Raw genomic sequence first — 20165 nt, forward strand, 5'->3', positions numbered from 1 at the left:
CTCGGACCATGACCACGACGCTTCGCCCCGGCCGGATCTCCCCACGGCGGACGGTGCCGGCCTCGATCCCGCGCCCTGAGTACGTCGGCAAGGAGCGGCCCACCCTGGGCGAGCCCGACGTCAAGACGCCTGAGCAGATCGAGCGGATGCGGGCGGCCGGGAAGCTGGCGGCGCAGGCGCTGCGCGAGGTGGGCGCGCACGTCGCCCCCGGCGTCACCACCGACGAACTCGACCGCGTCGGCCACGAGTTCCTGTGCGACCACGGCGCCTACCCGTCCACGCTCGGCTACCGGGGCTACCCCAAGTCGCTGTGCACCTCGCTGAACGAGGTCATCTGCCACGGCATCCCCGACGACACCGTCATCGCCGACGGCGACATCGTGAACATCGACATCACCGCCTACATCGGCGGCGTGCACGGCGACACCAACGCCACCTTCCTGGCCGGCGAGGTCCCCGAGGAGTCGCGGCAGCTGGTGGAGCGCACCCACGAGGCGATGATGCGCGGCATCCGCGCCGCCCGGCCCGGCCGCGCCATCAACGTGATCGGCCGGGTGATCGAGTCCTACGCCCGCCGCTTCGGCTACGGCGTCGTCCGCGACTTCACCGGCCACGGCATCGGCACCACCTTCCACTCGGGCCTGGTCATCCCGCACTACGACGACCCGCGCGCCACCACCGTGATCGAGCCGGGCATGACCTTCACGATCGAGCCGATGCTCACCCTGGGCGGTATCGACTACGACCTGTGGGACGACGGCTGGACGGCGGTCACCAAGGACCGCAGCCGCACCGCGCAGTGGGAGCACACCATCCTGGTCACCGACTCCGGCACCGAGATCCTGACCCTCCCCTGAGCCCGCCCCGGGCGGGAGCAAGCGGCCGCAAGCGCCCAACTCGACAAAAAGCCGCCAAGCGCTAGGGTTTCGCTCGTGCCGAACCCCTCAGCCGGCTGCTCCGCCGGTCATGCCGCCCTGTCCGGAGCCGCCCCGTGATGGGCTACGCGCACGCGCTGAGCGGCTGCGCGGCCTGGCTGGCCATGGGGCCCGCCTTCGCCGCCACCGGCCGTCCGCTGGGCCCCGGCGATGTGATCGCGGGTGCGCTGGTCTGCGCCGGGGCGGCGCTGGTGCCCGACCTCGACCACCCCAGCTCCACCATCGCCAAGACCTACGGCGTGGTCAGCCAGGCGATGTCGCGGGTCATCGAGAAGGCGGCGGGCGGGCACCGCCAGGGCACCCACTCGCTGCTGTTCGCGCTGCTGGTCGGGATCGGCTGCCAGCTGCTGCAGATCGCCTCGGAGCTGGCGCTCCAGGTCTTCCTCTTCCTGCTGCTGGGCATCGCGCTGCGCGGCATCGGCTTCCACGTGCCCAAGCACGGCATCATCTCCGGCGTGATGAACGCCGCCAGCACGGTGGTGGTGCTGGTGCTGCTGAACCTCGCCGTCACCGACTACAGCTGGGTGGGCGCGGCCGTCACACTGGGCATCCTGATGCACTTCCTCGGCGACGCCGTCACGCATATGGGCATCCCGCTGTTCTGGCCGCTGAAGACCCGCTCGGAGTTCCCGTTCGGCTTCAAGACCGACGGCAAGGTCGAGCGTTTCGTGGTCACCCCGCTGCTGATCGTGACCATCCTGGTCCTGGGCTACCTCCAGCTGCCGATCCTGCCCGACGTGCCCGGTCTGCCGTCCTCCGGCGAGGTGCAGCAGACCTGACCGGGGCGGGCTGGCTAGAGTGATCGCGTGACGAGATCCAGTGAGCAGCTCTCCGACGACTTGCAGCGCTACGTGGTCGCGCACAGCGTGCCCGAGGACGAGGTGCTGCGGGAGCTGGCGGCCGAGACCGCCGACCGCTTCCCCGAGTTCCAGGGCATGCAGATCGGCGCCGAGCAGGGCGTGTTCATGACCCAGCTGACCCGCGCCCTGGGCGCCGCCCGGGTGGTCGAGGTCGGCACCTTCACCGGTTACTCCTCGATCTGCCTGGCCCGCGGGCTGGCCGAGGGCGGCGGCCTGCTCTGCCTGGACATCAACGACGAGTGGACCGCCGTCGCCCGCCGCTACTGGGCGCGGGCCGGCCTGGCCGAGCAAATCACCCTCGAACTCGGCCCGGCGCTGGACTCCCTGCGCGCGCTGCCCGAGGAGACCGCCTTCGACCTCGCCTTCATCGACGCCGACAAGACCGGCTACATCGGCTACTGGGAGGAGCTGGTGCCCCGGGTCCGCAGCAACGGCGTCATCCTGGTCGACAACACCCTCTCGCACGGCCGGGTGGTCGACGACACCCAGCGCGGCGCGAACGTGCAGGCCATCCGCGACTTCAACGACCACGCCTCCGCCGACGAGCGCACCGAGGCGGTGCTGCTGCCGATCGGCGACGGCCTCACCTTCGCCCGCAAGAAGTAGCCTGTCCATCACCGTGCGTGTTCGCGGTCCGCGCCGCCGCTGATTCGATTACGGTTGGGATGCGGAGCGGTACAGGAGGTGGAGCGGTATGCCCATCCAAGTCGCCGTCTGCGGTCCCAGCGACGCCGGCGCCGAACTCTCCCGGCAGGCCCACGAGGTGGGGCGGCTGCTCGCCCAGCGCTCCGCGGTCGTCATCTGCGGCGGATACTCCGGAGTGATGGGCGCGGTCGCGGCCGGCGCCCGCTCGGCCGGCGGCATGGTGATCGGCGTGCTCTCCGGCGCCGACCGCTCGGGAGCCGCCCCCGGCCTGTCGGCGGTGCTCCCCACCGGCATGGGCCAGGCGCGCAACAACATCATCGTCAACGCCGCCGACGCGGTCATCGTGATCGGCTCGTCCTGGGGCAGCGTGTCGGAACTGGCCCTGGCCAAGCGGCGCGGCGGCATCCCGGTCGTCCAGCTCGGCGGCTGGCGCATCTACGACGCCGACGGCCGCCCCGTCGAGGGCATCGGCCACGCCGACGACCCCGAGGACGCCGTCCGCCAGGCCCTCGGCTCCCCCGTGCACCTGCCCGCCACCGGGCCCAACGGCCTCCGTTAGCCGGACCCAGAGCACGCGCGGCACCACCACCCTGGCCTGGTCCTCCAGGATCAGGTAGCCCGCCATGCCCTCGCGGTCGTCACCGAAGCCGTGCACGCGCATGCCAGTGTCCGGACGGCGTCGGTTGTAGGCGTCGCCGCTCCATGGCGCGAGTTCCAGGACGGTGATGAGCGAAGCGAAGGATTGCAGAGCCTTGCCCGGAAGCGCCGTGATCTCCTCGACCGCAAGATCTTCGAATTCTACGGAATACACTCAGGCGCCCAGCTGCGACCTGAGTTCGCTCCACGACCGCGTCGGCACGTGCTCCCCGCGCTGGAGGCGCTCGGCGGTGGCCGGCATGGCGCGGTGGCCCGCGGCGTCGGTGGATGAGGACCAGGCGACGCGCCACCAGCGTTCAACGAAGGCAGTGAGCGGTGTCAGGTCCAGCGACTCCGTGGCTTCGACCATGATCGCGCGGAACTCCTGGTCGAAGGCTCCGACCTCTTCAGGAAGGAGCGCGGCACGGATCGCTCGGAGATTACGCTCGGGCACACGCCGAGCGGCGCCTTCGTCATGAGTCTCGCGCGCGTGTGCGTTCATACGTCGGCCACTTCGTTCCACCGCTGCGTAGTCCGTGGCCCGAGTGTATTGCGGTCGTGGTGGTCCAGCGCTCCTTCAGGGCTGACGTTCTCGCATCCGCCGATCGCCGTGTCGATGCGTCGCCCCAGACAGAGGTTGGTCCCGGGGACCCGCCAGAACCCCCGGGACCGTCCGTCCCTCATCCTTGACCGCAAAGCTATCACCGAAAACGACTTCTTTAGCCGTAAAACGCTGTCCGCATCCGGACAGCGTGATTCCGCTCGGCTCGGGATGCCGTGCTGAATCCGGATGGGGACACTTCAACCGAGGCACTGCGGATGGCGGGTGGGCGGGCCGGCCGGAGGTAGCGCGGCCGTTCTTACCGTCCGCCGGACGTGGACTACGACAGCTATATCGATCCCATCCAGCCTGGTGAAGGCAGGGGCCAGGTCGTCTTCTTCCAGGAGGACCCCTGGCCCTGGAACATCTGGCCCTTCACGATCGGGGCCGAACGCTGCACCGACCATGACACCTGCATGTACGCGGTGACGGCGGACGGGCGGGAGTTCACCTACGGGCCGCCGCTGTGCGAGGACGAGACCTGGATGGTCTCCGACTGACGGAGGGCGGGAGCGGCCGACGGGCGCCCGCCGCGTCACACCGGTCCGGGAGGCCGCGCCGGGCCGCGGGTGTGCGCCCGGACACCACGCCGCGCGGGCGCCACTCCGGTAGCTTGGGACCTCATGCGCCTGCTGCACACCTCCGACTGGCATCTGGGCCGGTCGCTGCACCGCGAGGATCTGCTGTCCGCCCAGGGCGCCTTCGTCGACCACCTGGTGGAGACGGTGCGCGCCGAGCGCGTCGACCTGGTGGCGGTCTCCGGCGACCTCTACGACCGGGCCCTGCCGCCCGTCGACGCGGTGAGCCTGTGCGACGAGGCGCTGGCGCGGCTGCGCGACACCGGCGCGCGGGTGGTGGTGATCAGCGGCAACCACGACTCCGCGCGGCGGCTCGGCTTCGGCGCGGCGCTGATGGACGCCGCGGGCGTGCACCTGCGCACCGAGCCCGACGCCGTCGGCACCCCGGTGCTCGCCGAGGACGCCCACGGGCCGGTCGCCTGCTACGGCATCCCCTACCTGGAGCCCGAACTGCTCCGGCAGCCGTGGGAGCTGCCCGAGCGCGGCCACACCGCGGCGCTGACCGCCGCCATGGACCGCGTCCGCGCCGACCTCGCCCGCCGCCCGGCCGGCACCCGCTCGGTGGTGCTGGCGCACGCCTTCGTCAGCGGCGGCGAGCCCTCCGACAGCGAGCGCGACATCAGCGTGGGCGGGGCGTCCTCGGTCCCGGCCGGGGTCTTCGCCGGAGCCGACTACACCGCGCTGGGCCACCTGCACGGCCGCCAGCGGATGGCCGACGCGGTGCGCTACTCCGGCTCGCCGCTGGCCTACTCCTTCTCCGAGGTGGACCAGGTGAAGGGCTGCTGGCTGGTGGAGCTGGACGCTTCGGGCCTGGCGGGCGCCGAGTTCGTCCCCGCCCCGGTCCCCCGGCGGCTGGCCCGGCTGCGCGGCCGGCTGGCCGAGCTGCTCGCCGACCCGGCGCACGCCCCGCACGAGGCCCACTGGCTCCAGGTCACCCTCACCGACCCCGTCCGCCCGCGTGCGCCGATGGAGCGGCTGCGCGCCCGCTTCCCGCACACCCTGCTGCTGGACTTCGCCCCCGAGGGCGGCGGCCCGGCCGACGACCGCAGCTGGACCGACCGCGTGCGCGGCCGCTCCGAGACGGACCTGGCACTGGACTTCGTCGCCTGGGCCCGCGAGACCGAGGCTGACGACGCCGAGGCCGCGCTGGTCCGCACCGCCTTCGAGGACCTGCGCGCCAAGGAGGCGAACCGCTGATGCGGCTGCACCGGCTCACCGTCACGGCCTTCGGGCCCTTCGCCGGCACCGAGCAGGTCGACTTCGACGCGCTGTCGGACGCCGGGCTGTTCCTGATCCACGGCCAGACCGGCGCCGGGAAGACCTCCGTGCTGGACGCCGTCTGCTTCGCACTGTACGGGCGGGTGCCGGGGCTGCGCGACCAGGCCAAGACCCTGCGCAGCAACCACGCCCCGCCCGACCGCGCCCCCGAGGCGGTGCTGGAGGCGACGGTGCGCGGCCGGCGGCTGCGCGTCACCCGCTCCCCCGCCTGGGAGCGGCCCAAGCGGCGCGGCGAGGGCACCACCACCGAGCAGGCCCGGGTGGTGGTCGAGGAGAGGCTGCCCGGCGGCTGGAGCGCGCTGACCACCCGGCTGGACGAGGCCGGGCAGCTGATCGACCACCTGGTGGGCCTCTCCCTGGACCAGTTCTGCCAGGTGGCGCTGCTCCCGCAGGGCGAGTTCGCCCGCTTCCTGCGCTCGGGCGCCGAGGAGCGGCGCCGCGCGCTGGAGAAGATCTTCGCCACCCAGGTGTTCACCCGCGCCGAGGACTGGCTGGCCGAGCACGCCCGCGTCCGGCGCCGGGCGGTCGAGCGGGCCGAGGACGACGTGCGCTCCACCGTGCGCGCCGTCGCCGAGCAGGCCGCCGCCGACCATGCGAGCGCGCCCGAGGAGCTGGCGGAGCTGCACCCGTGGTCGCGCGGACTGGCCAAAGCCGTCCGGGAGGCGGCCCTGGACGCCGCGTCGGCGGCCGAGCGCGCCGATGCCGAGCGGACGCGGGCCCGCGCCGCGCTGGCCGAAGGGGAGCGGCTGCTCGGCCTGCGCAGCCGGCACGCCGAGGCCGCGCGGCGCCGGGCCGAACTGGCCGCCGACGACGGCCGCGCGCTGCTGGACGAGCGGCTGCGGGCGGCCGAGCGCGCCGCCGGGGTGGTGCCGCTGCTGCGGGCCGCCGACGACCGCGGCGCCCGGCTGGAGAAGTCGCGGCTGACCGCGCGGGACCGGCTCGACCTGGTGCGCGGCCTGCTCGCCGAGCCCCCGCCCGCCAACGCTCCCCCGTCCGAGGGAGCCCTGGCCGAGGCCGAGCGGGTCCGCCGCGACGAGGCGGCCCGGCTGGAGCAGCTGCGCGGCGAGGCCGAGCGGCTGGAGGAGGTCACCGCCGAGCTGTCCGGCCTGACCGCCGATATCACCGGCCGCGAGGCCGACCGCGGCGAGGCGCTGCGGCTGCTGGCCGAGCTGCCCGCCGAGCGCGACCGGCTCCGCGCCGAGCTGGCGGCCGCCCGCGCGGCGGCCGAGGCCGCCCCCGCCGCCCGGGCCGAGCACGACGCCGCCGAGCGGCGCCGGGCCGGCGCGGTGCGGGCCGAGCGGCTCGCCGCCGAGCTGGCCGAGGCCGAGACGGCGGAGCGTGCCGCCACCGACCGCGCGCAGGAGCTGCGCGACGCGCTCCTAGACGTCCGGCAGCGCCGCCTGGACGGGATGGCGGCCGAGCTGGCCGGCGCGCTCGCCGCCGGGGCGCCCTGCCCGGTCTGCGGCTCCGCCGAGCACCCCGCACCCGCCCGCCCCCGCGACGGCGCGCCCGACGCCGCCGCCGAGCGGGCGGCCACCGAGCGCTACGAGGCGGCCGACACCGAGCGCCGCCGGGCCGAGAACCGGACGGTGCGGCTGCGCGAGCAGCACGCCGCCGCCCGAGCCGAGGCCGAGGGGCGCGAGCCCGCGGCGGCCGCCGAGGAACTGCGCCTGCGGGTCGAGCAGCTGCGTGCGGCGGCGCGGGGCGCCGACGACGCGGCCCGGCTGGAACGGCGGCTGGCCGAGCTGGACGGCGAACTGGACGCGGCCCGCGAGGCCGACCGCGCGGCCGAGGCGGCCGCCACCCGGCTGCGCGCCCGCCATGCCCACCTGGCCGCCGAGGCGGAGCGGCTGCGTGCCCGGCTGGACGCCGCCAGGGGCGCCGACCCCACCCTGAGCGCCCGCGTCGACCGGCTCGGCCAGGAGGCCGAGCTGATCGCCGCGGCGCTGGCCGCCGTGCGCGACTGGGCGGCCGACGAGCGCGAGGCCGAGGGGGCGCTGGCCGCCGCCCGGGCCGGGGCCCGCGCCGCCGGCTTCGAGGACCTGCCGGCGGCGCGCGCCGCCGCCCTGTCCGACGCCGAGCGCGGCGAGCTGGGCCGGCGCGCCCGCGCGCACGACGACGAGCTGGCCGCCGTCACCGCCGAACTGGAGCTGCCCGAGCTGATCGCGGCCGCCGCGGCCGAACCGCCCGACCCGGCCGCGCTGCGGAGCGCCGCCGAAACGGCCGAGAGCGGCTACCGGCGAATCGACAGGGACGCGGTCCGGCTGGTCGCGAGCGCCGACCGGCTGGACGAGCTGGCCGACGAGCTGGCGGCCCGGCTGGACCGCTGGCGGCCGCTGGCCCGCGCGCACGCGGTGGCCGACGGGCTGGCCCGGCTGGCGGCCGGTACCTCGGGCGACAACCAGCGGCACATGCGGCTGTCGGCCTACGTGCTGGCCGCCCGGCTCGAACAGGTGGTCGCGGCGGCCAACGAGCGGCTGGGGCACATGTCGGGCGGCCGTTACGCCTTCCGGCACAGCCTGGGCCGCGCGGCCGGCGACCGCAGCCGCTCCGGCGGCGGGCTCGGCCTGCTGGTCTCCGACGCCTGGACCGGCCACGACCGCGACCCGGCCACCCTGTCGGGCGGGGAGACCTTCATCTGCTCGCTGGCGCTGGCGCTCGGGCTGGGCGATGTGGCGGCGGCCGAGGCGGGCGGCACCGAGATCGCCACCCTCTTCGTGGACGAGGGCTTCGGCAGCCTGGACGAGGCGACGCTGGACGAGGTGATGGACGTGCTCGACGGCCTGCGCGACGGCGGCCGGGCCGTCGGCATCGTCAGCCACGTGCCCGACCTGCGCGGCCGGATCACCACGCAGCTGCACATCCGCAAGGGCGCGCGGGGCTCCACCGTGCGCGCCGGCTGAGCGGGCGGCCCCGGACGCGGCAGGGCCCCGCCGCGGTGCGGCGGGGCCCTGCGCACGGCGCGGACCGATCAGGCCTCGGCCGATCCGTCGCCCAGGTCGACCTGGCGGCGGCGGGTGGACGCCAGCAGCGCCCCACCGGCCAGCGCGGCGGCGGTGCCCACGAGCGCGATCGTGCTCGCGGCGTCGCCGCCGGTGACCGGCAGCACCTCCGCGTCGTCGTCGCCGTCGTCGCCACCGGTGTCGTCGCCGTCGTCGTCGCCACCGTCGGCCGGGGGCTCACCGGGCTCCCGCGGCGGCACCGGGTCGTCGGGGTCGTCCGGGTCCTCGGGCTCCTCAGGCGGGTCCGTGGGGTCCGGGGCCGGCGGGTCGGTGGGGTCCGGCGGGTCGGTCGGGTCCGGCGGATCCGTGGGGTCCGGCGGATCGGTCGGGTCCGGCGGGTCGGTCGGGTCCGGCGGATCCGTGGGGTCCGGCGGGTCAGTCGGGTCCGGCGGGTCGGTCGGGTCCGGCGGATCCGTGGGATCCGGCGGGTCGGTCGGCTCCGGCCCCGGGTCGACGATGTCGTTCAGACCGTCGCTCACCCCGCCGACGACCTCACCGAGGCCGTCGGTGACACCGCCGACCACGTCGGTGATCGGGCCGCTCTGCGGCTGCGGCGCCGGCGCGGCGGCCGCGACCGGCTCCACCCGGGCGATCTGCTCGGAGACCGCGTTCACCTCGGCCTCGGACGCTTCCTCGTAGCCGGCGTCGGACACGGTGTCCGCCGAGGCCGCTCCCGCGGCGAACGGGGCGAGCCCGATCGCGAGCGCCGGAACGATCGGGAACAGCAAACGCCGCCTCATCGACCGCTTCCGGCCATCTTCGTTCTGCGCACCACTGTTCTGTTCAGGCATCCCCTCTACCGTTCTGCAGTTGCCGATGATGCCCGGCTCCAGCTGGATCGGTGACCGAGCACCGGGTGAAACGTCAATCCAGCGCGGGCTACTGATACCACAGCCGGTAAATGATCGCCACGCACGGAACAGGTGCGCGAACTTGACATATCGAGGCGTTATCAAGCCGTGTCGCGCCCGCTACCGGTGCGGGCGCCACCGGGACAGGAGCATCAGCCCGCCGCCCGCCACCACCGCGACCCCGACGGCGGCCAGCAGCCAGCCGAGCGACGCGCCCGTGCGCGGCAGCTCGCCCTCCGGTGGAGCGGGTCGCTCCGAGGGACCGCGCGAGGGCTCGGCCGGCGGCTCCGAAGGGGTCGGGGACGGCCCGCGCGAGGGCTCGGCCGGCGGGCTGGACGGCTCGGGCGTCGGCGTGCGCGAGGGCAGTTCGTAGGGGGGCGACGAGGGCCGCTCGTACGGCGGCTCCTCCGACGGCTTGTCCGGCTCGGTGGGCGGCCCGTAGGGCGGGACGTCCGGCTCGCTCTCCTCGGGCGCGGGCCTGTCGGGCTCCGACGGCAGCGGCCCCGAGGGCTCGCCGTACCCGGGCGGCGTGGCATAGGCCGGTCCGCCGTCGTAGCCGTAGTCGTCCGCCGCGAGGGGCGCGGCTCCCGCCCCGATGCCCATCGCCGCCAGGCCGATGGCGGCCGCCGCCACCGCCGCGGCGCGACGCGCCATGCGCTCCGGCGTCCGACGTCCGCGCTGTGTCCTGGTCCTGTCCACACCCACCGGAATTCCCCGTTCGCTGACGAGCGGACTCACCGTCCGCTCACTGTGTGAAGTCGATCAACTACTAAACGAGGTCAACGGTAGCAAGGTAACGGCCCGGAAGGGCCTGGGATCGCCGAGCCGGGCGGTGGACCTCCGGTTATTCGCGCCGCTGCCCGCCCTGCGCCCGGCGGTCGAGTTCGGCCAGGTAGGCGTTGTAGGCGTCCAGATCGGAGTCGCCGCCCGCGCCGCCGCGGGCGGCGTGGCGCTCCCGGCGCCGCTCGGTGCGCTCGTCGTCGCGGATCCACTGCACGAAGAGCGCGGCCAGCACGATCAGGTTCGGGACCTCGCCGAAGGACCAGGCGATGCCGCCGCCCGCGTTCTGGTCCTCCAGCACCGTGGGCCCCCACGGCCGTTCCACCAGCGCGTACCACTCCGGTGCGATCGGCCCGCTCAGGCTCATCAGCGCCATGCCGAAGAAGGCGTGGAAGGCCATCGTGACGAACAGCAGCAGGATGCGCAGCAGGTGCGGGATCGAGCGCGGCGCGGGGTCGACCCCGATGATCAGCCAGAAGAACAGCGCGCCCACCAGCAGGAAGTGCACGCTCATGTAGAGGTGCCCCAGGTGGTTGTTCATCAGGTAGCCGAACAGCGGGGTGAAGTACAGCGCGAAGGTGCTGCCGACGAACAGGGCGGTGGCCACCAGCGGATGGCTGAGCACCGCGAAGAAGCGGCTGTGCAGCGCCAGCACCAGCCACTCGCGCGGACCGCGGTCGCCGCGCCGCTCGGCCGGGCGCAGCGCGCGCAGCGCCAGGGTGACCGGGGCGCCCAGCACCAGGAAGATCGGGGTGACCATGTTCAGCGTCATGTGCTGCACCATGTGCACGCTGAACATGATCGGGGCGTAGCTGGCCACACCGGTGAGGTTCACCGCCACGACGGTGAGGAGCCCGATCGCCCAGGAGACGGTGCGGCCCAGCGGCCAGCGGTCGCCCCGGCGGCGCAGCCGCAGCAGTGCCGCCGCGTACAGGCCGCCGAGCACCGCCACGAGCAGGATGAAGAAGAGGTCGGGCCGCCACAGGGTGAGCAGCGTCTGCGCGCTGACCGGCGGCGGCATCGAGAAGCCCAGCACCTCGCGTACGGGGTCGACGGTGCCCTCGCGCGGCGGCGGCGGCGCGGTGCGCGCCAGCGCCACCGCGAGCCCGATGACGGCCGACATCAGCACCACCTCGCCGCCGGCCAGCCGCAGGAAGGCGTGCCTGCGGCCCTCGGCCAGCGCGGGCAGGGTGACCGTGCGGTGCCGCCAGCCCAGGTAGCCCAGCACGGCGAAGCCGATGGTCTTGGCCACCATGAGCAGCCCGTACGGGGTGGTGAACAGCTGCCCCACGTCGCTGAGCCGGGCCAGCGCGCTGGCCGCGCCGCTGACCGCGACCCCGATGTAGGCCCACAGCGCGACCCTGCTGTAGCGGTGGGCCGCCGTGGAGAGTTCGGCGCCGCCGCGCAGGGCGTACCAGACCACCGCGCACAGCCCGCCCGCCCACACCGAGATGGTCAGCACGTGCAGCGCCAGCCCGGTGGTGGCGAGTTCGTGGTTGCCGGCGGCCGCGGCGTGGCCGGTGAGCGGCGGCGGCAGCAGCGCGACCAGCGCCGTGGCGAGCAGCGCCAGCGCGGCGGGCGCGCCGGTGGCGGTGCGGCCGAACAGCGCGACGGCGGTGACCAGCAGGATGACCAGCATCAGCGCGACGCCCTGGTCGACCTGGCCCGCGTAGCTGGTGATCTGGTCGCCCACCAGTTCGGTGACGGGGTAGCCGAAGATCTCCGAGAGCTGGAAGACCAGGGTGGCGGCGGCGGCCACCCCCCACAGCAGCGCCGTCCACGACGCGGCCCGCACCAGGCCCTCGGCCTCGGTGCTCAGCCGGCCCTTGGCCGAGGGCAGCCCGACGGAGGCGAGCAGCAGCAGGCCGACCGTGAGCACGGCGGCCACGTCCATGACGTGCCGGCTGACCGGCAGCCCCCACCGGGTGAGCGCCCCCGCGTCGGGCAGGCCGGGGATGACGCGGGCGGTGACGCTGCCGCCCAGTACCAGGCCGAGCAGGAGCGCGACGGCACCCGCGGCCAGCGCGGCCGCCGCGATGAACGGCAGCGCGCCGGGGTCGCGGCCGCCGTCGGCGCGTCCCGGGGCGCTCTCCTTGCTCAGGCTGTCAGTCACGTCACTCCTCAGGGGGACCGGGCTCGCCGCGCGGCCCGGCCCAGCGGCGGATCACCAGCACCGCGGCGAGCACGCCCACGGCCATGCCGACGACCGCCCACAGCCAGGCGGGATCGACCTCGGGCAGCGGGACCGGCCAGGCGCCGGGGGACGGCGAGCGCGGTGTCACGCCCTAAGGGTAATGACGGTTCCGGGAACGGGGACACCGGTCCCGGCCGGGCGTCAGTGCGGACTCACCTCCGGGTGAGGGCCCGGAAGCGGCGGCGCAGCCCGCCGGGCACCATCGCCCTGCCCCACGACGGCGTGCGCCGCGCCAGGCCGAGCGCGATGCGGCGGCCATGCAGTACCCACTGGGCCCGCGTCCAGGCGCGCAGCCGGTCGGAGCGGGTGGGCGCGTAGCCCGCGCGGTAGTCCAGCCGCAGCTGGGCCTGGCGCGCGGCCAGGCGGTGCCGTTCGGCGACGCCGCGCCAGTGGGCGGCCTTGCCCTGCCAGTCGGTCAGCTCCTTCTTGCGGCCGGTGACCTCGGCGGCCGGCTGGAAGGCCCACTCGGTGCCGTCGAGCAGGAAGTCGTCGAACAGCTCGGCCACCACGTCGTCGAGGTCCTCGCCCTCATCGCGCACCCGCTCGGCGCGGGCGAAGGACATCGAGCGCTCGAAGCGGGCGGTGGCCGGCGGGCGGCCGTCGCCCGACGCCATGGACAGCTGCACCAGGCCGAGGTCGCGCTGGTCGGCCAGCCGGATCAGCCGCTGCAGCGCCCCCGAGGTGGGTACCCAGCCGGCCGGGACCACGAAGCGGTACGGCACGGCCCGGTCGCGGCCCGGGTCGGCTTCGACCAGGCGGACGCGCTGGTCGGTGCGGTAGTTCTCCCGCAGCAGCCGCAGGTCGAACTGGGGGTCCTGGAGCGGGTCGCCGCGGCGGTCCGACAGCTCCGACCACGGGCCCACCAGGCTGACCCGCACGTCGGTGACGGCGCCGCCCAGCAGGCCGTCGACGGTGGCGATGACGTCGGCGGCGTCCGCGCCCGCCGCGTGCACCACCGCGTCGATCCCGGGCACCTGCCACTGCCGGCCGGCCGCGCCGCGCCGCCAGCGCGGCTGCGGCACCCGCTGGTTCACCAGCGGCTCGCGGTAGCGCTTGCCGGTCTCCCTGTTCTGCTGCATCTGGGTGAGGCCGAGGTGCCAGCTGCTGGCCCGGGGGTCCAGTTCGGGGATGAACACCGCGCCGGTCTGCGCCAGCCGGTAGCCGAACTCGCTGTCGCCGCCCAGCAGCAGCGCGCGGTCCATGCCGCCGGCCTCGTGGTAGAGCTCGCGGCGCAGCGAGCCGGTGGCGCCGACGTAGACGTGGTAGGAGCGGTGCCCGGAGGTGCGCAGGGCGTCGGAGCGCTCGATGTGCTCGTCCACCCAGTGCGCCTGGCTCTCGGCGAGGTCGAACAGCGCGGCCGCGGCGCCGTCGGCGACCGCCTTGGCGGCCTCCTCGGGGGTGGGGCGGCCCTCGGTGTAGGGCACCATCCGCTTGTGGCCGAGCACCACCAGGTGGTCGGCGAGGTGGTGCCAGCGGGCCTGCGCCTCGACGTGCTCGCGGAAGACGAGCATGTCGGAGTCCAGCCGCAGCACGATGTCGCCCTCGGCGGCGAGCACGCCGCAGTGGAAGGCGTGCCCGGAGCCCCACTTGCCGTCGTCGCTGGTGATCAGCCGGGTGCGCTCGGGCTTGATCTCCGGCAGCCGCAGCGGGGGCTCGCTGTTGTCGTCGACGACGATCACGTCGAGCAGCTCGGCCGGGTAGCTCTGCGAGGCGAGCGAGGCGAGGGTCACGTCGAGTTTGTGCTGGGCGCCGTAGGCGGGGATCACCACGCTGACGCTGAGCGTGGGCGTCCACGCGCCCAGCTCGGCGGGCTGGAGCGACCCGTAGTCGTTGTGCCGGATGCGCGGCTGACGCCCGCCCTGACCGCTGCTGTCCACTGTCGTGTGTCCTTCGCTCCGTGTGCTCCGGTGTTCGGTGTGGTCGCGCGGGCCTCAGCGCGCCTGGGCGCGCCGGGCGGCCGGCGGGAGGTCGGCGGGGTCCGGCTCCAGCAGCGCGCTCGGCCGGAAGCCGCGCCACTGCCGGGTGCTGCCGCGCAGGAAGTGGGTGTCCTCCGCCGCCCAGGTGTGGCCGTCGGCCGAGCGCCGCAGCACGTAGCCGAGGCCGTGGGTGCGGTACTCGCGCCCGCCGGCCTGGCGGGTGCCGAGCAGGAACTGGCTGTCGACGGCGCGCGGCAGCGGCCGGAAGCCGCCGACGGCGCCGAAGACCTCACGGTCGAACAGCAGGGAGCCGCCCGCGACGTGGGCGTCGGGCCGCTCGGCGGCGTTGCGCCGCCAGACGGTGCGGTCCAGCTCCGTCAGGTAGACGAACTCGTTGCGGCAGCCGACCACCTCGGCGCCGGAGTACAGCCGGGCCAGCGCCATGTCGGCGAGGTGCTCGGGGCCGTACCAGTCGTCGTCGTCCATCTTGGCCAGCAGCGAGCCGCTCGCCCGGGCGGCGGCGGCGTTGAGGGCGGCGCCGTACACGGTGCCGGCGTCCTGCTCGACCACGGTGACCGGGGTGGGGTGCGCGGCGACCGCGGCGGCGACCTCGGGGAGGTCCGCGCCGAAGCCGTGCAGGCCGAGCACCACCTCGGCGTCGACGTGGCGCTGCCGGGCGATCTGGCGCAGCCCGAAGCCGACCATGTCGGGGCGGCGGGTGCACAGCAGCACCGACACCACCGGCGGCTTGGGCACCGGGACGCCCGCCTCGGCGGCCAGCTGCCGCCAGCGGGCGTGGCTGCCGTGCCGGCGCAGCGCGGCGCGGCGCAGCCGGACGCTGTGCTCGTCGCGGTGCAGCGCGTCGGCGAGGTCGACCTCGGTGACGGAGGTGAGCAGCGGGGTGAGCTCGGGGCCGAGCAGGGCGGCGGCCCAGCCGGGCACCGGGTCGGTGATCAGCGGCACCCCGGCGGCGGCCAGCGCGACGACGGTGCGGGCGTAGCCGGCCGAGGGCTCGTGCCAGCCGAGCCGGATGCCGCGCAGGTTGCGCAGCCGGGCGATGTCGGCCCCGGCGAGCTGCCCGGAGCTGGGGAGGCGGCCGACGTAGCGGTCGTTGCGCACCACCCGCCACTCGTTGCGCTCCACCCGCAGCTCGGCCATGCCCGCCTCGGGCACCGGGCCGAAGCCGATCGGGTTCACGGCGCGCTCGTCGATCGGCGCCAGCGCCTCGGGGCGGGCGGCCGACAGCGCGTCGGCCTCGCGGTCGAGCACCGGCACGGTGGGGTCGATCCACTCGGGGTGGCCGCCGTCGGAGACGCGCAGCGCGACGTCGGACTTGACGGTGACCCGGCGGATCGGCACCGGCCCCTCGGCGCGGACCTCGACCGCGCGGGTGTCGCCGGGCCGCCAGGCCGCTCCGGCCGAGCCGGCGAAGGCGGCCAGCGGCGGAGGGCTGAAGGTGCGCGGGCCGACGCCGGCCACCGAGCGCACCACGAAGCGCAGCACCTCGTTGGCGCGGATCAGCGCGTCGAAGTGGGCGGCGAGGAGCCAGCCGGAGCCGGGCAGCCGGGTGACCGACAGTTCGTGGAGGTCGCCCCACTCGTACATGCCGGGCGAGGAGGGCACCGGCGCGGCGGCGTCGGCGGGGTGCTCCACGACGCAGATGACCGTGCGCAGCGACTTGGGCAGCAGGGTGCCCAGCGGCGCGACGCGGCGCAGGTCGGTGGCGGTGCGGGCGAAGACCACCACGGTGCCGGTCTGGTTGGGGATGACGCGGCCGGGCGAGGCGAGCACCCGGTCCAGCGGCACCTTGTCCAGGTTCATCATGGTGACCGAGCGGCCGCCGGTCCTGGGGACCGAGGTGAAGCCGGTGTGCCCGACCCACACGCGCCCGGGTCCGGCCGCCCGGAGGGCGGCGCGCAGCGCGGGCTGGGTGCCGGGCTTGATCGGTGCGGGAGTGGTCATCGCGGTACCGCCGTCTTCGCGGGCGTGCCGTCGGGGGCGGGGTGGCCGCCCGGGACGGTGTCGGGGAGCGGGACCGTCACCGTGGGCACGGGACGGTCGGCCTCGGCGGGCTCCAGCAGCGTGCTGGGGTGGAAGCCCTGCCAGCGCCAGGTGTCGCCCTCCAGGAAGAAGGCGTTGTCCTCGGACCAGGTGTGGCCGTCGCCGCGGCGGCGCAGCACGTAGCCGAGGCCGTGGCTGCGGTAGATGCGGCCGCCGGTGTCCAGTACGCCCAGCAGCAGCTGGGTGTCGATGGAGCGCGGGATGGGGCGGAAGCCGCCGATGGTCTCCAGCACGCTGCGGTCCAGCATCATGGTGCCGCCCGCGATGTGCCGGCTCAGCTTCTCGTTGCCGCGCCGGCGCCAGACGGTGAGGTCGTGCTCCTCCAGGTAGACGAAGTCCTGGCCGCAGCCGACCACGTCGGCGCCGGAGTAGTCGCGGGCCATCGCCATGTCGGCGAGGTGCTCGGGGCCGTACCAGTCGTCGTCGTCCATCTTGGCGATCAGCGGGCCCGCGGCCCGGCGGACCGCGCCGTTGAGCGCCATGCCGAAGATGGTGGTGCTGTCCTCCTCGATGACGGTCAGCGGCCGCTCGAAGCCGCGCAGCGCGGCGGCGACCTCGGGGATGTCGGCGGTGAAGCCGTGCAGGGTGAGCACCAGTTCCAGTTCGATCTCGCGCTGCCGGGCGACCTGGCGCAGCGCGAAGCCGACCATGTCGGGGCGGCGCGTGCACAAGATGACCGAGACGGGCGGCGGCGCGGGCACCGGCACCCCCGCCAGCACGCCCAGCTGCCGCCAGCGGGCGCGGGTGCCGTGGGTGCGGACGGCGGCGCGGCGCAGCCGCACGCTGTGCTCCTCGCGGCGGAGGTCGTCGCGCAGGGTCTCGGCGGTGGCGGTCTCCAGCAGCTCGGCCAGGGCGGGGCCGAGCAGCCGGCGGGCGGCGGCCGGGACGGGCGCGGAGTACAGCGGGATGCCCGCGACGGCGAGGCCGGCCACCGCGCGCACCATCGCGACCGGCTCGGCGCCGGTCCAGCGGACCTCGACGGCGCGCACCAGCCGGAGCCTGGCGGTGTCGCGGTTGGTGACGGCGCCGGAGTCGCGCAGCCGCAGCGGCGGGCCGTCGGGCGGGGTGACCACGAGCCCGTTGGCGCCGGCGGCGAGGGTGGCGAACACGTCGCGCACGCCGAAGCGCCAGCCGAGGGCGTTCACGCTCAGCTCGTCCACGGGCGGCACCGACTCGGGCCCGGCCAGGTCGGCGTCGCCGGCGGTGCCGAGGCCGGCGCGGTCGGCCACGGGCACCGGCGTCTCGGCCGGTGCGGGGCCCTCGGCGCCCACGCGCAGCACGACGTCGGCGGCCGGGGTGACGCCCAGTACGGGCAGCGGCCCGGCCAGTGGCATCGGCACCGCGCCGGGGTCGCCGGGGCGCCACTCGGCGACCGAGCTGCCGGCCAGCGCGGCCAGCGGGCGCGGGGCGGGCGGCATCCGCCGCCAGGTGACCTGGCGGGCCGCGATCGCCAGCACCCGCCCGGCCGGGACGGGCTCGGCGAGCCAGACGTCGAGCACCCAGCCGCCCTCGGCGCGGCGCAGCTTCAGCTCGCTGAGGCGCGGCAGCTGGCCCAGCTCGGCCGAGAGGGCGATGCCGTGGGACTCCGGCGCGTCCTCGACGCAGACCAGGACGTGGACGGCGTCGGGCAGCAGCGCGCTCAGCGAGGCGGCGCGGCGCAGGTCGGTGGCGGTGCGCGCGATGATGAGCACGGAGTCGACGGTGCCGGGCGGGTCGGGCACGTCGGCCGGTTCGGCCGGCTCGGGGCCCTCGTCGGGCAGCAGGTCCTCCGGCGCCACGTCCACCCGCGGGCCGGATTCGGCGGGCTCCTCCTCGGCCGGGACGGCGCGCAGGGCGAGTTCGGCGTCGACGTCGACGGCGTCGAGGTCGACCACCCGCTCGAAGGCGGCGGGGTCGACGGCGGCGCCGAGGCCGGCCCACCCGTCCACTCCGGCGAACCCGAGCCAGCTGCGGCCGGACGGCGGTTCACGCAGGACGCGTGCGCTCAGCCCGCCCATGCCGTACCCATGCGGTCGAGCGTCACTGGCACCTCCAGCGGAATGCGGTGGAAAAGGGCGGAACCCGGCCGGGCCAGCGCTCAGGCTAATGCCGCCCATCGGCTCCCACGCAGGGATCGCCGCCACCAGAACTGAACATCAGGTTAACGCGGCGAATCCGGCGAGAGCGGGCGCGCACGGACTCCACAGTCGCGCTGCGGCGATCGTACGCCATGCCCCGACCCGTCCGGGCCCAACGGCCATCCCCGGCTGTTCCCGGCATCTGCGGCATAGGGCGCATTCCGGCGGTCGGCCGCGGCGGGCGGGGTGTGCGTGCGAGCATCGCGACCGGGGTGCGCCGCCGGGCGGACCCGTGGGGAGGCGGGCGCTGTGGACGGGTTCGAGCTGGTGCTGCGGGCGCGGCGGGTGGTGGTGGCCGACGAGGTGCGGCCGGCGGCGGTGGCGGTGCGGGACGGGCGGATCGCCGGGGTGTTCGCGCGGGACTCGGCGGTGCCGGTGGCGCCCGGCGGGAGGGACGTGGACCTCGGCGCGGTGGCGCTGCTGCCGGGCGCGGTCGACGCCGATGTGCGGCCGGGCGGCGCGGACGGCCTGGCGCGGGCCGCGGCCGCCGCCGCCGACGCCGGGGTGACGACGCTGCTGGCGCTGCCGGGGCCCGGCGGCGCGGCCGAGGCGGCCGAGCGGGCCCGCGGTGAGCTCCGGGTGGACGTCGGCTGGTGCGCGGCCGTCACCCCCGATGCGGCACGGGCGGACCGGCTAACCGAGTTGCGCGCGGCCGGGGCGGCCGGCTTCGTGGCGCACCTGGCCGATCTCGGCGACGGCGTGCCGCCGCTGGACGACCGCGCGCTGCGCGCCGCGCTCCGGGCCTGCGGCGCGCTCGCGGGGCCGGCGGGCCGGGGCGCGGCCGCGCCGCTGCTGGTGCACGCCGAGGAGCCCTCGGAGCTGGCCGCGCCCGACGGTCCGGGCTTCTCCGCCTACGCGCGCTCGCGCCCGCCGCGCGCCGAGCGGCGGGCGATCGAGCGGGTGGTCGCGGCGGTGCGCGGCTCGGGCGGGCGGGCGCACCTGCTGCGCGTGTCGGCCGCCGACTGCGCCGGCCTGCTGGCCGCCGCCGTCGCCGCGGGCGTGCGGATCAGCGCGCAGACCAGCGCGCACCACCTGTGCTTCCCGGCCGAGAACGTGCCCGAGCGCGCGACGGCCTTCGCGACCGCACCGCCGATCCGCCCCGACGCCGCCCGGCAGGCGCTGTGGCGGGCACTGTTCGACGGGGTGCTGACCGGCGTGTCGGCCGGGCACGCCCCGGCGCCGCCGGGTGCGCGCACCGACGACTTCCGCACGTCGTGGCGGGGGGTCGCCTCCCTCCCCTACCTGCTGCCCTCGGTGTGGACGGCGGCGCGGCGGCGCGGCGGCACGCTGCCCTCGCTGGCGCGGTGGCTGGCCGCCGAGCCCGCCGCCGCCCTGGGCCTGGCCGACCGGGGCCGCATCGCGGTGGGGCTCCGCGCCGACCTGGTCGCCTTCGACCCCGAGGCGCCCGCCCCGCCGGTGCCGGCGGGCGGCGATCCGTCGCCCTACGCGGGCCACCCGCTGATCGGCGCCGTCCTGGCCACCTGGCTGGCGGGCCACCGCGCCGACACCGCCTCCGGCGGCCCGCCGCGCGGCCGCCTGCTCACCGCCGACCGCGCGGCCGCCCCGGCACACTGACCGCCATACCGTCGATTCTGCGGCTGCGCCACTCGAAATGATCAGATCTTGCCGATTGTCGGCAAGGTCACCGGATCCCTTCCACGGGCCGACTGGCGCCGACCGGTTCCAGGACGCACAGTGGAGTCAGGGTGCG

16 protein-coding genes are annotated in these 20165 nt (G+C 75.8%); 8 read left to right on the top strand and 8 right to left on the bottom strand.

Going from position 1 to position 20165, the window contains the following annotated elements; all coding sequences use genetic code 11:
• Nucleotides 1-8: 8 nt before the first annotated feature.
• From map to CLV72_RS20545, 4 genes are all read left to right on the top strand, one after another.
• A complete protein-coding gene (gene map, locus CLV72_RS20530) occupies nt 9-857 on the top strand; it encodes a type I methionyl aminopeptidase (protein ID WP_106248939.1) in 849 nt (282 codons plus the stop codon).
• Between the two features lie 137 nt (nt 858-994).
• Entirely contained in the window at nt 995-1714 is a 720-nt protein-coding gene (locus CLV72_RS20535; RefSeq protein WP_342755678.1) for a metal-dependent hydrolase, read from the top strand.
• A 27-nt stretch (nt 1715-1741) separates the two neighbouring features.
• Complete coding sequence (locus CLV72_RS20540) at nt 1742-2401, top strand: O-methyltransferase (protein WP_106248944.1); 660 nt, start codon at nt 1742-1744, stop codon at nt 2399-2401.
• Nucleotides 2402-2489: 88 nt separating this feature from the next.
• Nucleotides 2490-2999 carry an SLOG cluster 4 domain-containing protein gene (locus CLV72_RS20545; RefSeq protein ID WP_106248947.1) on the top strand — a complete coding sequence of 170 codons (510 nt, stop codon included), beginning with the start codon at nt 2490-2492 and terminating at the stop codon, nt 2997-2999.
• Between the two features lie 252 nt (nt 3000-3251).
• Here CLV72_RS20545 and CLV72_RS20550 read toward each other — a convergent pair whose 3' ends face one another.
• The gene (locus CLV72_RS20550; protein ID WP_106248949.1) at nt 3252-3578 is read right to left on the bottom strand and encodes a DUF6247 family protein; all 327 of its coding nucleotides are present in this window, start codon (nt 3576-3578) and stop codon (nt 3252-3254) included.
• A gap of 374 nt (nt 3579-3952) precedes the next feature.
• On the opposite strand from CLV72_RS20550, the gene CLV72_RS20555 reads away from it, so the two are divergent.
• From CLV72_RS20555 to CLV72_RS20565, 3 genes are all read left to right on the top strand, one after another.
• Nucleotides 3953-4177, top strand: coding sequence for a hypothetical protein (locus CLV72_RS20555; RefSeq protein WP_106248952.1), 225 nt, complete (start codon nt 3953-3955; stop codon nt 4175-4177).
• Nucleotides 4178-4300: 123 nt separating this feature from the next.
• Complete coding sequence (locus CLV72_RS20560; protein ID WP_106248954.1) at nt 4301-5452, top strand: exonuclease SbcCD subunit D; 1152 nt, start codon at nt 4301-4303, stop codon at nt 5450-5452.
• Nucleotides 5452-8436 (top strand): AAA family ATPase, encoded by a 2985-nt coding sequence (locus CLV72_RS20565; protein WP_106248956.1) that lies wholly within the window; start codon nt 5452-5454, stop codon nt 8434-8436. The genes CLV72_RS20560 and CLV72_RS20565 overlap by 1 nt, the downstream gene beginning before the upstream one ends.
• Before the next feature lie 68 nt (nt 8437-8504).
• On the opposite strand, the gene CLV72_RS20570 is transcribed toward CLV72_RS20565, so the two are convergent.
• From CLV72_RS20570 to CLV72_RS20595, 7 genes are all read right to left on the bottom strand, one after another.
• Entirely contained in the window at nt 8505-9263 is a 759-nt protein-coding gene (locus CLV72_RS20570) for an LPXTG cell wall anchor domain-containing protein (RefSeq protein ID WP_211302992.1), read from the bottom strand.
• A 243-nt stretch (nt 9264-9506) separates the two neighbouring features.
• Complete coding sequence (locus CLV72_RS20575) at nt 9507-10040, bottom strand: LPXTG cell wall anchor domain-containing protein (RefSeq protein WP_106248962.1); 534 nt, start codon at nt 10038-10040, stop codon at nt 9507-9509.
• Nucleotides 10041-10230: 190 nt separating this feature from the next.
• The gene (locus tag CLV72_RS20580; protein ID WP_425428091.1) at nt 10231-12279 is read right to left on the bottom strand and encodes a bifunctional copper resistance protein CopD/cytochrome c oxidase assembly protein; all 2049 of its coding nucleotides are present in this window, start codon (nt 12277-12279) and stop codon (nt 10231-10233) included.
• Between the two features lies 1 nt (nt 12280).
• Nucleotides 12281-12448: a hypothetical protein gene (locus CLV72_RS32330; protein WP_170141052.1), complete on the bottom strand. Its 168-nt coding sequence runs from the start codon at nt 12446-12448 to the stop codon at nt 12281-12283.
• A gap of 64 nt (nt 12449-12512) precedes the next feature.
• Nucleotides 12513-14237, bottom strand: coding sequence for a glycosyltransferase family 2 protein (locus CLV72_RS20585; RefSeq protein ID WP_106248964.1), 1725 nt, complete (start codon nt 14235-14237; stop codon nt 12513-12515).
• Nucleotides 14238-14291: 54 nt separating this feature from the next.
• Nucleotides 14292-16238, bottom strand: coding sequence for a glycosyltransferase (locus CLV72_RS20590; protein WP_106248966.1), 1947 nt, complete (start codon nt 16236-16238; stop codon nt 14292-14294).
• Nucleotides 16235-18334, bottom strand: coding sequence for a glycosyltransferase (locus tag CLV72_RS20595; protein ID WP_106248968.1), 2100 nt, complete (start codon nt 18332-18334; stop codon nt 16235-16237). The genes CLV72_RS20590 and CLV72_RS20595 overlap by 4 nt, the downstream gene beginning before the upstream one ends.
• Before the next feature lie 369 nt (nt 18335-18703).
• On the opposite strand from CLV72_RS20595, the gene CLV72_RS20600 reads away from it, so the two are divergent.
• Nucleotides 18704-20029 (top strand): amidohydrolase family protein, encoded by a 1326-nt coding sequence (locus CLV72_RS20600; protein ID WP_211302993.1) that lies wholly within the window; start codon nt 18704-18706, stop codon nt 20027-20029.
• Nucleotides 20030-20165: the final 136 nt, after the last annotated feature.

Source organism: Allonocardiopsis opalescens (assembly GCF_003002095.1).
Lineage (GTDB): Bacteria > Actinomycetota > Actinomycetes > Streptosporangiales > Streptosporangiaceae > Allonocardiopsis > Allonocardiopsis opalescens.